Origin of the sequence: Thermoflexus sp. (assembly GCF_042408815.1) — a bacterium.
Taxonomy (GTDB): domain Bacteria; phylum Chloroflexota; class Anaerolineae; order Thermoflexales; family Thermoflexaceae; genus Thermoflexus.
In genome coordinates, this window is the sequence record NZ_JBHOQR010000002.1 from 370964 (window position 1) to 383319 (window position 12356).

The window sequence follows — 12356 nt, forward strand, 5'->3', positions numbered from 1 at the left end:
CCGGCATTGAATCTACCGACCCTGCTGCAGCAGGGTGTCGATATAGGTCTCGTAGAACGTCACATCGTAGAGCCCTTCGATCTTCTCGCCGTTGATGAAGAGGGTGGGCGTGGCCCGCACTCCCCGCTGGCGGCCGGCATTGGCGGCGCTGCGAATGAAATCCCGGTATTTGCCGGAAAGCAGACAGCGCTCAAAGGCCCCGCGATCCAGCCCCACCCAGGTCGCAAAGCCGATGAGCCGGTCGTCGGAGAACCAGCCCTGGTTCTCGCCGCGCTGGTTGGCAAACACCACGTGCTCGTATTCCCAGAATTTCCCCTGTTCCGCCGCGCAGGCCGCGGCCTCCGCCGCGCGGAACGATTCCGGCCCCAGGAAGGGGAAATACCGGAAAATATAGTACACCTTCCCGGCTTTCACGTATTTCTCATCCAGGCGTGGTGCCACTTCCCGCGTGTAACGGGCGCATACCGGGCATTGGAAGTCCGAATATTCCTCGATGATAATTTTGGCCTCGGAATTCCCTTTGTAGGGATAGCCGTCCGGCGTCAAACCGGTCGGATAATCGACCGCAGCGACGGTTGCCCCCGGCCGGCTGGTCCATAGCTGGTATCCGATGAGGGCCGCCACCCCAAGGACCACCGCGGCGATGAGCAGCGCAGGCAGCCAGGGTGGGGGGGAAGCACGAATGGCCTTCGGATCCCGTTTGCTCATCAAGCCCTCCCCAGAGCAGCAGGTGGTGGAACCTCCGACGCCTCCATCAAATCCTGCAAATCAACCCAGAATTCCGCCATGACGATTGAGCCAGCAGGAAGCGTTCGAACGCCTTCCGGCAGGATCACCAGGCCATTCGCCCGGGCCATGGCGCTCAGAATATGGGAACCCTGAAGCCCGCTCAGGCGGGCCTGGAACTGGCCATCCTTATAAGTGATCCGCGCCCGGAAATAGGTCTCTCGCCCGTCGCTGGAAACCGGCTCGGCCAGGCGCACTGGGATGCGTGGGCGCTCCCAGCGAGGATAGCCGCCCATCCGGCGCAGAACGGGGCGGACGAATTGATCGAAGGTGATCATGGCGGAAACCGGGTTGCCCGGCAGCCCGAAGAAAGGAATCCCCCGATAATGACCGAAGGCGAAAGGTTTGCCGGGGCGAATGCGGACTTTCCAGAGGCGGATCTCGCCGTGGCGCCCCACCACTTCCTTCACCCAGTCGTAAACGCCGACGGAAGCCCCTGCGGAGGAGACGATGAGATCCGGGCGGTGCGCAACGGCTTCGTCCAGCAACTGTTGCAGATCCTCTGGGTCATCCCGGGCGATCCCCAGCACGATGGGCTCCGCTCCTGCCTCCAGCGTCTGGGCGGCCAGGGCGGTCCGGTTCGTTTCATAGATACAACCTGGCGGAAGCGGCCGGCCGGGCTCGATCAGCTCATCGCCGATGGCCAGCAGGGCCACTCGCGGGCGGCGATGGACCGGGATTTCGAAACGGCCCAGGGCAGCCAGCAGGGCCAGCGCGCCAGGCGTGAGCACCGTGCCCGGCTCCAGCGCGATGGTCCCTCGAGCCACATCCTCTCCTGCCGGGCGAACGAACTCGCCCGGTTGAACCGCCCGGAAAATCGTGATCGCAGGCGGAAGCGGGCGGCCCGGCCCCCCCGGATCATCGGTGTCCTCCACCGGGATCACGGCATCCGCTCCGGAAGGGAGCGGCGCCCCCGTCGCAATCCGCACTGCCGTTCCCGGTTCAATCCCGCCAGAGAAGGGGTGGCCCGCGGCAGCCTCCCCCAGCACCCGAAGGCGAATGGGATGTTCCCGCTGGGCCCCCTGGGTGTCCGCCGCGCGGACGGCGTAGCCATCCATGGCCGAGTTGGGGAACGGCGGCAGGTCGTGCCCCGCCCGGATCGCTTCGGCCAGAACCCGCCCCATGGCTTTCGGAAGGGCGACGGATTCTGAAGGAAGCGGCCGGAATCCCTCCAGGATCATCTGGCGGGCTTCATCCACCTGCACCCATTCCTGAACAGCGGCCATTGGGATCGCCTCCAATGGTTCCCGGACCGGATTCCTAACGATCCTGAGGGAAAAACATCGGAGAAAACGCTTCGCGGTTGTCCAGCTCCAGGGCCGGCCGAGCGAATCCCCACGCGGAGAGGCTGTTCGTCCCCAGTGTGCCGGATTTAGTGTAACGAGGGAGGACAGGCCTGTCAACTATCCTTGGGATCTGGGCAGGCCTTCCCCACTGCAGGAGCCGCTTGAGCGGCGAGGCGGATCGGAGGGAGCGGATCCGAGCGGAGAGCGAGAGGGGCCGTGGCATAAGACGATACCCCTGCTTCCTTGCCCGACTTGAGCCGAAGTCCAGATCTCACAGCGCGAGCATGCATTCCAGCAACCGGCGGGTTTGCTTCTTCAGATCCGGCATCTCCCCCGGAGGTCCGACACACGCCGGGCATCCGATCTCGCACGGGCAGCGCCCCACCACCTCCAGCGCCGCCTGGAACAGTGCCTCCCGAACAGCCCACAGATGGGCGGCAAACCCCACGCCGCCGGGGACGCCTTCATATAGCAGGACCGTGGGGCCACCGGTTTCCCGGCCCTCCGGATCCACCAGGAGGCCGAGATCCGCCGGGTCGCTCATCAGGAAAATCGGGGCGAGGCCATGGAGCAAATGGGCCAGGCCGGAGAGGGCACTGCGCGTTCCCAGCCGCTGCTCCAGGCGCCGGTGGCAGCGCCGGCAGACGGTGATCAGGTTCTCCAGGGCATGGGCCTCCGCAGGATCCCGGAAGGTCCGCAGCGGCTGCAGATGATGGACGTCGTGGGCATGCCCCGGCGGCTCCAGAGCGCCACACACCCGACAACGGTAGCCATCCCGGGCCCGGACCTGGCGGCGGATCACCTCCCATTCCGGCCCGTAATCGAGGGGGCCGATCGGAATGCCCTCTTCCTTCAGACGCTCCACCAGCGCCGGCTCGATGGTCAGCCACCACGCGGTGGTAGGCAGGATCACCTCGGGGGTTTCCACTTCCGCCCACCCCAGGGGCTCCCCGCCCGGCCATCGTAGGCGCCGATAGCCTACCACCTGATGCCCGATGGTCACCTCACCCCACGCGCAGATCCCCCAGGGCTCCACGCGGCGCGCCCGCTCCGCATCGAGATGCCAGCGCGCCGCCACGATCGGCTCGGTGACCTCATCCCCTTCGAAGGGCTCCGCGAGGGCTTCCCCCTGCCCCCAATCCACGGAAACAATCCGGTAGGCCGCACCCTCGTGCAAATACACGGCGCCGGGATGGACCAGCCGGGGGGCTGAGGAACGGTCCACCTCGCCGAGGATCCGCCCGCCCTTCCCCGCGCCCAGCCGGATCCTCACCCGATCCCCCGCGCTGGTCCGCAGGTTGACTTCCTGCGCCGGGTAGCGGTCCGCCGCAAAATACACGCGACCGTCCGTAGGGTTGCGGTAGAGGGGCTCTCCATCGGCGATCAGCCGATCCACGATCCAGCCCGTATCCAGCGTGCGGGCGAAGGGCTCATCCGGGCCCAGAGGCCACTCGAACGCCGCGCAGCACAGATGATCGCTCAGGATCGCCAGATTGTCCGGATCGAAGCGGGCGGCCTCGGGGGGATTTCGCAAGAGGAATTCTGGATGGCCCGCGAGGTATTCATCGAGGGGGGTGGCCGTGAGGACCATGAGGGCCACGCTCAACGGGGCCCGCCGGCCCGCCCGCCCTGCCTGCTGACGGACCGAAGCGATGGTCCCCGGATACCCGACCATCACACAGGCCTCCAGGGTTCCGATGTCCACCCCCAGCTCGAGGGCGTTGGTGGCGATGACCGCGCGGATTCGCCCTTCCCGCAATCCCTTCTCGATGGCCCGACGTTCCTCTGGGAGATATCCCCCTCGATACCCGTGGACCTCCTCCGGATCTCCGCCCCGCTCCACCCAAGCGGATCGCACCATGCGGAGCAGGCGCTCGACCGCCATGCGCGAACGAGCGAAGGCAATGACCGCAATCCCATGCTCGAGGAACGTCTGGATCAAGCCGGCGGCAGCGGTCAGGGCACTCTGGCGCAGGCCGGTGGCCGCATCGAGAAGCGGCGGGCGATACAGGATAAAATGGCGCTCGCCATGCGGAGCCCCGTCCTCCTCGATGACATGGACCGGCCCTTCGACCAGCCCCTCGGCCAGCTCCCGGCCGTTGGCGACGGTCGCCGAGGCCAGGAGGAACTGGGGGGAGGCGCCGTAAACGGCGGCCAGGCGCCGCAGCCGCCGCAGCACGTTCACCATGTGGCTGCCGAATACTCCTCGATAGATGTGGGCTTCATCGATCATCACAAAGCGCAGATGGCGCAGAAACGCCGCCCAGCGGGGATGCTGGGGAAGGATCCCCCGGTGGAGCATATCGGGGTTGGTCAGCAGCAGACGCCCACGCTCCCGGACGAACCGGCGGGCCTCGCCGGGCGTGTCGCCATCGTAAGGGAGCGCGGCGGCTGGAAGCTTCATGGCGGAAAGCCAGGTGCGGAGCACCGCGAGCTGATCATGGGCCAGGGCCTTGGTGGGGTAGACCAGCAGGGCCGTGGCCTGGGGATCCTCGCAGAGGGCCTGCAGGATCGGGAGCAGAACGGCCAGGGTCTTCCCGGAAGCGGTGCGGGTGAACAGGGCCACGTGGCTCCCCGCGCGGGCCGCGCGATAGGCCTCCACCTGATGGGTGTAGAGCGCGGAAAACCCAGCCTGCCGGAGCGCCTCCCGCCATCGAGGATGGAGGTCCTCGGGGATCATCGCCCACCGGGCCTCCCGGGCTGGCGCCCAGGCCCAGGCCGCGACCCGCCGGCGGAACGCCGGGTCCTGTCGCCAGCGTCGCAACAGGGCGGCCAAAGGCATCGTCTTGTCATTCAGCGGCAAGGGGCGCACCCTCCAGATGCAACAGCCATCGCTTGAGATGACGGCCCCCGGTATAGCCACCCAGACGGCCATCGGCGGCGACCACCCGATGACAGGGGATCAGGATGGGCAGCGGATTGGCTCCCAGGGCCCGGCCCACCGCCCGGGCCGCTCCGGGCTGTCCGATCCGACAGGCCAGCTCCCGGTAGGTGAGGGTCTGCCCATACGGGATGCGGGCCGTCTCCATCCAGACCTTCTGCTGGAACAGCGTGCCCTCGGGATCCAGCGGGACGGTGAACGCCCGCCGCTTGCCCTGCAAATACTCCAGGATCTGGGCCAGGGCCTGTGCCGCCATGCCCTCTTCCCGGCGCTCCATCTCCGGCCAGGCCGCTTGCACCCTCGCCCACTCCCACTCCCCCTCATCGCCAAAGATCACCCGGCGAACCCCCCGGGCGCTCGCCACCACCCATAACGTCCCCAGTGGGGTCCCCTCGGCCATTGACCAGTGCATGTCTCCCTCCGAACATAGAACTCTGGGCGGAGATCCCCCAGACGACGACGGCTCTCCTCTTGTATGATAATCCCTCCCAAGGATCCTGGAAGACGCCGGATGGGATCTCCACAACAGTCCTTCTCTTTCTGAAGCCACCTAACCACCAGCGGGCGGAGCTCTCGGATTTCCGCTCCTCTTCCCATGTTTGCTAAAATGCCCACTGCGCTGAATCTCAGCTTGAGGCATCCTTTAGACCACAAGGAGGATCCATGCGCAGAATCGGCGGCTGGCTGCTGGGAGGCGGGATTGGATTGTTCCTGATGGGCATGGCGATAGGGAGCCTCCCATGGCCTGGGCCCCGCGCCCTGGCGCAGGCGCAGGTCACCGCCACGCCCCGCCCCGATGGCTCCATCGTCCACACGGTGGAAGCGGGCGACACGCTCTTCGGGCTCGCTCTGCTTTATGGGACCACCGTGGAGGAGATCAAGGCCCTCAACGGCCTGGAGTCCGATTTATTGGTGGTGGGCCAGGAGCTCGTGATCCGCCCTCCCCAGCCAAGCGCCCCCTCGCCCGCTTCGACCCCGACCTCGGCATTGGGGGAGCGGCACCCGGGAACGCTGTGCACCGGCGCCTTTGAGGACCGGAACGGCAATGAAACGAAAGACGAGGGGGAGCCCTGGATCGCGGGGATCTCCATCTATCTGATCGATGGCCATGGATGGAAGACGACGCTGATCTCGGAGGCCGGCCAGGCGACCTGCCTTCGGGATCTCGAGCCGGGCTATTACGTGCTCGCCCTGGAGAACCCGACCGGCTATGCGCCTTCCGGGCCCACCCGACGGGAGATCTGGTTACCGTGGAACGCCGAGACGACCGTATGGTTTGGATTCCAGCCCTCCGCTGGGCCTGCGACGCCCACCCCCTTCCCGACCCCCGCGCCGTCCGCACCCGCAGGACCGGATCTCTCCGCGCTCGGGCAAGGATTGCTCATGGCCGCCGGATTCCTGGGGTTGTTGCTGCTGGGCGTCTTTATCGGCTATCAGTTGGGGCAGCAGCGCGCGCGGGGGCGATGAGCGTCGGAGGAGGGCGCTCGGAGAGAAGGCGGGGGATCCCACCCAGCCCGTTGGGCTTCCGTGGCGCCGAACGCCTTCGGAGGCCGGCCATCCCGCGGAGGTGAAGAAAGGGGGTAGCGTATGACCTGGACGGCGATCGTTCTGGCTGCAGGGCGCAGCACCCGGTTTCAGTCCGAGCGGCCGAAAGTGGTGCACCCTTTGGCGGGCCGCCCGATGATCCGGCACGTCCTGGAGGCCCTGCAGACGGCCGGATGCTCCACCCCACCGGTCGTGGTGATCGGCCCGTCCGCTCTGGAAGTGCGGGAAGCCGCCGGGCCGGGTGCCCGCTTTGCGATCCAGCCCGAGCCCCGGGGCACCGGCGATGCAGCACGCTGGGCGGAGCCGATCCTCCGGGGAGAAGTCGACCATATCCTTATCACCTATGGGGATCTGCCGCTGGTGCGCCCCGAGACCTTCCGACGGCTGATCGAAGCCCATCAGGCCCGCGGGGCGATCCTGACCTTCCTGACCGCCCATCGAGCGGACCCCACGGGCTACGGACGGGTGATCCGGGATCCGGAAGGGAGGGCCCTTCGGATCGTGGAGGAAGCGGAAGCCGACCCGGAGGAACGACGTCTCCCCGAGATCAACGTCGGTGTTTACGTCATCCACGAACCCTGGCTCTGGCCGGCCCTCGCCCGCCTGCAGCCCAGCCCGGCGAAGGGGGAGATCTATCTCACCGACCTGATCGCCCTCGCCGCCGCGGAGGGGGCGCCGGTGGAGACCGTCGCCCTGGAAGATCCCGACGAAGCGCTAGGGATCAACACCCGGGTGCAGCTGGCGGAGGCCGAGCGCATCATGCGGCGGCGGATCAACACCCGATGGATGCTGGAAGGCGTCACCCTCCTGGATCCCGAACGGGTTTACATTGAAGCCAGCGTGCACATCGGGCCGGACACGGTGATCTACCCCGATACCTATCTGGAGGGGGAGACCCGGATCGGCCGCCGGTGTCGCCTCGGGCCCAACACCATCCTGCGGGACGCGGTGTTGGGCGATGATTGCATCGTGGAAGCCTCGATCGTTGAAGGCGCCGTGCTGGCCGATCGCGTCCACGTGGGGCCTTTCGCCCATCTGCGACCGGGGACCCGGCTGGCAGAAGAGGTGCATGTGGGGAATTTCGCGGAGATCAAGAACAGCGTCGTCGGCCCGCGGACGCGGATGCATCACTTCGGCTACCTGGGGGACGCCACGGTCGGCGCGGATGTGAACATCGGTGCGGGGACGGTCACCTGCAATTACGATGGGGTGCGCAAGCATCCGACGGTCATCGAGGATGAGGCGTTCATCGGCAGCGACACGATGCTCGTGGCGCCGGTGCGGGTGGGGCGCAAAGCCAAAACCGGAGCCGGGTCCGTGGTGACCCACGATGTGCCCCCGGAGACCCTGGTTTACGGCGTCCCGGCCCGCCCCCACTCCTCCCCATAGCCGCGGGCGAGGCATCCCTGCGCCTCGCCTTTCCTTCGGGTTGCTTCCCGTCGCTGACCGCATTACAATGTCTCATAAAATTTATCCAGCGGAAGCGCCGTCGGATCGATGAGGCGCCACCGGATCGTCTTCCGACCCGCGATGAGGAGATCCCCTCTGCGGTCGGGGGCCTGAGGCCCCCCCGACGAGCGGGTTGCCCTTCGCCCGCAGACCGCCGGCCTCGGCCGGCGGTCTTTGTTTATGGAGCAGGGAGCTTTCGACTCCACGAGGAGGTGCCGGATGCCCGAGAAGGTCCTGGTCTGCGTGGCATGGCCGTATGCGAACGGCCCACTGCATCTGGGCCACATCGCCGGAGCCTACCTTCCGGCCGACATCTTCGCCCGCTATCACCGCCTGAAGGGCAACCGGGTCCTCATGGTCTCCGGGTCGGATTCCCATGGGACCCCCATCACCGTTCAGGCGGATCGGGAGGGCGTGCCGCCCCGGGCGCTGTTCGAGCGCTATCATCAGGTCTTCCTGGAGACCTGGCAGAAATACGGTATCTCCTTTGATCTTTTCACCCACACCGACACGGAAAACCATCACCGGGTCGCCCAGGACATGTTCCTGCGCCTCCTGGAGAAGGGGTATCTCTTCAAGCAAACCCAACGCCAGTTCTACTCGGAGGTCTCGCGGCGCTTTCTCCCGGATCGTTACATCGAGGGGACATGCCCGATCTGCGGCTATGAGCGGGCCCGGGGTGATCAATGCGAGCGATGCGGGACCCTCTTAGAAGCCACCCAGCTGATCCATCCCCGCAGCCGGATTGACGGGAGCGTGCCGGTGTTGCGGGAGACCGAACATTATTTCTTCAACCTGCCCGCCTTCACCGAGCCCCTCCTGGCCTATCTGCGTGACAAGGGGTACTGGCGGCCCAACGTCCTCGCCTTCACCCTCAACTACATCCGACAGGGGCTCCAGCCACGCCCCATCACCCGGGACCTGGATTGGGGGATTCCGGTTCCCCTGGAGGGGTTTGAGGGCAAGGTGCTTTACGTGTGGTTCGAGGCCGTCATCGGCTATCTCTCGGCGACCATCGAATGGGCCTCCCTCTCCGGAAGCCCGGAGGCCTGGAAGGACTGGTGGTATGATCCGGGGGCCAAAATCGTCTACTTTATCGGGAAGGACAACATCCCCTTCCACACCATCATCTGGCCCGCCCAGCTCCTCGGCACCGAGCGGCTGTATGAGGAGGACCCCTCCAAACGCCTGACCCTGCCTTACGATGTGCCAGCCAACGAATTCCTGAACCTGGAAGGGGACAAATTCTCCACCAGCCGCAACTGGGCGGTTTGGGCCCTGGACGCGGCGGAGCGCTACGCGGTAGATGCCCTCCGCTATTACCTGACAGCGATCATGCCCGAGACCCAGGACACAGAGTTCCGCTGGATCGACTTCATCCGCCACAACAACGAAGAGCTCCTCTCCATCTGGGGGAACCTGGTGCACCGCGTCCTCACCTTCGCCGCCCGCCATTTCGATGGGGAAGTACCCATGCCGGGCCTGATGGAGCCGCGGGACGCTGAGATCTTGGCCCGGATCGATGTGTCCTTTGAAACGGTGGGACGGATGATCGAGGGTTGCCGTTTCCGGCAGGCGTTGGAGACCGTAATGGGGCTGGCCGCGGAGGTGAACCGCTACCTCAACGAGCGCGAGCCCTGGAAGGAGATCCGAGAAGACCGAACCCGGGCGGGGACAACCGTTTACGTGGCGTTGCGGGCGATCGACAGCCTCAAGGTGATGTTCGCGCCCTTCCTTCCCTTCTCGAGCCAGCGGGTTCATGAGATGCTGGGGTATGAAGGGGACCTCGTGGGGCGCCTGATCCTCCGGCCCGTGGCCGAGCGGACACGGGAGCACCTCGTCCTCACCTACGAAGCCGATCCCCGGGTCCGCTGGGAGCCCAGCCGGCTGCCGCCAGGCCAGCGCCTGCGGGAGATCCGCCCTCTGTTTGAGAAAATCGACGAGGCGCGGGCGGAGGAAGAACGGGCCCGCCTGGGACAACCCACGGCGTGATGGAGCGGCGGGCGGCGATTGGGAAACCGGCCTTGCGAGGCGCTCCCCGCCCCATGCCGGCCTCGCCCGCCGATCGAAATCGCCCGCATGGGACACGAAGGCGCCAAGCGTCGGCCTGCGCCGACGCGGAAAGGCGTTCTGGCCGGCCTCCGCCGGCCATCGAGTCGAAGGCCCATCCGAGTTGAATTCCTTCGACACCCCCCGGGCCATCAAATCACATTGTATTCCGCGGCACGACCCGCGAGGGCGAAGCGCTCCCATCGGAGCGGGGCGATATCCAGCGTATGGGCCTGGCCGTCCAGGATCTCCTCGGCCATCAGCAGGCCGGCGATCGGGCCGTGCATCACCCCGTGGCCGCTGAAGCCCGCCACCACATAAAAGCCCTTCACCGCTGGAACGCGCCCGAGGATCGGATGGGCATCCGGGGTCACCTCATAGAGGCCGACCACCCGGGCCCGCACGCCAGCGCGTTCCAGCAGCGGCATCCGCGCGATCGCCGCCTCCATATGGACCAGCTCCCACTCTGGGTCCAGCTGTTCGTTGAACCCGGGAGGTTCCGCCCGGTTCGACATGCCGGTGAGGATTCCCTCCCCTTCCCGGTGGAAATACAGGCTCTGAGCGAAATCGATCACCATGGGGAAATCAGGCGGGATCTCCGGGATCGGCGTGGTGATGAGATACTGACGCCGGTAAGGGAGAATGGGCAACTCCACCCCCACCATCCGCCCGATCGAAGCGGCCCAGGCGCCCGCAGCGTTCACCAAGATCGGCGTGGCGATCTCGCCGGCGGGGGTTCGCACTGCCTCGATCTGCCCGCCTCGGGTCCGGACCCCGATCACGGGGGTATCGGTGAAGAGCTGCCCGCCGAGGCGTCGGGCGCCGGACGCATATCCGTTGACGAGGTCCATAGGACTGAGAAGGCCATCGCGCGGGCAAAACGTTCCAGCGATCACGTCCTCCAGGCGCATCATGGGGAGCCGGCGGCGGATCTCCTCGCCCGCGAGCCATTCGGTGGGCACGCCGAGGCGGCGTTGCAGCGCCACCTGGTCGCGGAAGGCGGCGACATCCTCCTCTCGAGTGAGCAGGAAGAGGTAGCCGCAGAAACGCATCTCGAGGGGTGCGCCGGGGTCCTCAGGGAACCGCTCCATCATGGCCACGCTGAGGAGAGAGAGGCGGATATGGATCTCGGTGGCGAACTGATGGCGGAACCCGCCGGCGGCCTTCGAGGTGGAGCCGCAACCGAAGAAAGGTCCCTTCTCCAGGACGACCACCCGCAAGCCGGGGGACTTCTTCAGGAGATGATAAGCCGTACTCAGGCCCATCACCCCGCCCCCGGCGATCACCACATCCGCGGTAGCCGGCAAGGTCATGGGACGCCTCCGGGATCTGAAGATCTGTTGGGGTGGGGCCTTCTGGAACAGAGCGGCCCGCTTCCCCAGCTTCCTCGAGATTCTCCTTTACGACCCTCCGGGAAGAAGAACCCTGCGTTATCTCCCCTCAAAAATCTTCCGCGGACCCCCTCCGGATTTCCGGCGATCGGGGGTCCACGGAGGCATTTCAAAAGATCCCATTGGAACCCATCCTTTCTCTCCCCTTCATTTATTATTTCTTCCTAAACTCCTATCGTTCAATTCCTATCTATCGCTTATTTTCTCGGGTCCGGCAAAGGCTTCCGCGGACCCCCATCGTTCAATCGACCGTCCCCCATTCCGAGTCCTTGACAAATTGTCCTGGATATGGTAATCTAAAAAGGAAATCCCTTCAAGAGATTCGTTTTTCTCTTCCCTCTCCCTTCTATGCCCTGAAATTGCAGGGCCTCAATCGAACCAGCGTGGGATTGAAACGATTGTTCTGTAGCAAAATGCAACACAACACGCAATGGCCTCAATCGAACCAGCGTGGGATTGAAACACACAAATCCCGTCTCACGAAGCACGAACGCCTCCGGCCTCAATCGAACCAGCGTGGGATTGAAACAATCATAGCACGTTGGCTGTTGACTGTCAAACGTTCGGCCTCAATCGAACCAGCGTGGGATTGAAACTCGACTGTTGGCGTAAGATTTCTTGTGCGGCCCGGCGGCCTCAATCGAACCAGCGTGGGATTGAAACGATAAACGTGCCCTCGGGGAGGTCCACCCACGCCTCCCGCCTCAATAGAACCAGCGTGGGATTGAAACGGTCTCTGCTCGATCGGGTGCGGCGGTGGGGTTTGGCCTCAATCGAACCAGCGTGGGATTGAAACAATCGCAGCAATACCCAAATCGCCGGCGCACGCCGGGGGCCTCAATCGAACCAGCGTGGGATTGAAACCAGCACGTAGCTGGGGAACGTTGAACTTGATGAAAGCGCCTCAATCGAACCAGCGTGGGATTGAAACAGCAACCGATCCGCACTACTCATCATAGCAAGAGTTAG

Annotated in this window: 8 protein-coding genes and 1 CRISPR repeat array; of the genes, 3 read left to right on the forward strand and 5 right to left on the reverse strand. The window is 65.4% G+C overall.

From position 1 onward, the window contains the following. Window positions 1-12: 12 nt before the first annotated feature. The 4 genes from ACFMO3_RS01825 to ACFMO3_RS01840 form a co-directional block, all read right to left on the reverse strand. Entirely contained in the window at window positions 13-708 is a 696-nt protein-coding gene (locus ACFMO3_RS01825; protein ID WP_376788719.1) for a thioredoxin domain-containing protein, read from the reverse strand. After that, entirely contained in the window at window positions 708-2012 is a 1305-nt protein-coding gene (gene glp / locus ACFMO3_RS01830) for a gephyrin-like molybdotransferase Glp (RefSeq protein ID WP_376788720.1), read from the reverse strand. The genes ACFMO3_RS01825 and glp overlap by 1 nt, the downstream gene beginning before the upstream one ends. Before the next feature lie 331 nt (window positions 2013-2343). Beyond that, window positions 2344-4875: a DEAD/DEAH box helicase gene (locus ACFMO3_RS01835; protein ID WP_376788721.1), complete on the reverse strand. Its 2532-nt coding sequence runs from the start codon at window positions 4873-4875 to the stop codon at window positions 2344-2346. After that, on the reverse strand, window positions 4862-5365 hold the full coding sequence (locus ACFMO3_RS01840; protein ID WP_376788722.1) for a methylated-DNA--[protein]-cysteine S-methyltransferase: 504 nt from the start codon (window positions 5363-5365) through the stop codon (window positions 4862-4864). Before ACFMO3_RS01840 ends, ACFMO3_RS01835 begins: the two co-directional genes overlap by 14 nt. 251 nt (window positions 5366-5616) lie before the next feature. On the opposite strand from ACFMO3_RS01840, the gene ACFMO3_RS01845 reads away from it, so the two are divergent. The 3 genes from ACFMO3_RS01845 to metG all read left to right on the forward strand — a co-directional run bounded on the left by ACFMO3_RS01845 (window position 5617) and on the right by metG (window position 9939). Next, entirely contained in the window at window positions 5617-6420 is an 804-nt protein-coding gene (locus tag ACFMO3_RS01845; protein ID WP_376788723.1) for a LysM peptidoglycan-binding domain-containing protein, read from the forward strand. A 120-nt stretch (window positions 6421-6540) separates the two neighbouring features. Next, the gene (gene glmU, locus ACFMO3_RS01850) at window positions 6541-7887 is read left to right on the forward strand and encodes a bifunctional UDP-N-acetylglucosamine diphosphorylase/glucosamine-1-phosphate N-acetyltransferase GlmU (protein WP_376788724.1); all 1347 of its coding nucleotides are present in this window, start codon (window positions 6541-6543) and stop codon (window positions 7885-7887) included. 240 nt (window positions 7888-8127) lie between these two features. Then, the gene (metG, locus tag ACFMO3_RS01855) at window positions 8128-9939 is read left to right on the forward strand and encodes a methionine--tRNA ligase (RefSeq protein ID WP_376788725.1); all 1812 of its coding nucleotides are present in this window, start codon (window positions 8128-8130) and stop codon (window positions 9937-9939) included. Between the two features lie 209 nt (window positions 9940-10148). Here the strand turns inward: metG and ACFMO3_RS01860 are convergent, their stop codons facing one another. Then, window positions 10149-11309: an NAD(P)/FAD-dependent oxidoreductase gene (locus ACFMO3_RS01860; RefSeq protein ID WP_376788726.1), complete on the reverse strand. Its 1161-nt coding sequence runs from the start codon at window positions 11307-11309 to the stop codon at window positions 10149-10151. Between the two features lie 443 nt (window positions 11310-11752). Continuing rightward, window positions 11753-12318: direct repeats of the CRISPR family, unit length 31 nt; unit sequence GGCCTCAATCGAACCAGCGTGGGATTGAAAC. Window positions 12319-12356 lie beyond the last annotated feature (38 nt).

What these genes read in the sequence shown, in the direction of transcription:
- ACFMO3_RS01825 (WP_376788719.1), bottom strand. Translation starts at nt 708, where the DNA reads ATGAGCAAACGGGATCCGAAGGCCATTCGTGCTTCCCCCCCACCCTGG.
- glp (WP_376788720.1), bottom strand. Translation starts at nt 2,012, where the DNA reads ATGGCCGCTGTTCAGGAATGGGTGCAGGTGGATGAAGCCCGCCAGATG.
- ACFMO3_RS01840 (WP_376788722.1), bottom strand. Translation starts at nt 5,365, where the DNA reads ATGCACTGGTCAATGGCCGAGGGGACCCCACTGGGGACGTTATGGGTG.
- ACFMO3_RS01845 (WP_376788723.1), top strand. Translation starts at nt 5,617, where the DNA reads ATGCGCAGAATCGGCGGCTGGCTGCTGGGAGGCGGGATTGGATTGTTC.
- glmU (WP_376788724.1), top strand. Translation starts at nt 6,541, where the DNA reads ATGACCTGGACGGCGATCGTTCTGGCTGCAGGGCGCAGCACCCGGTTT.
- metG (WP_376788725.1), top strand. Translation starts at nt 8,128, where the DNA reads ATGGAGCAGGGAGCTTTCGACTCCACGAGGAGGTGCCGGATGCCCGAG.
- ACFMO3_RS01860 (WP_376788726.1), bottom strand. Translation starts at nt 11,309, where the DNA reads ATGACCTTGCCGGCTACCGCGGATGTGGTGATCGCCGGGGGCGGGGTG.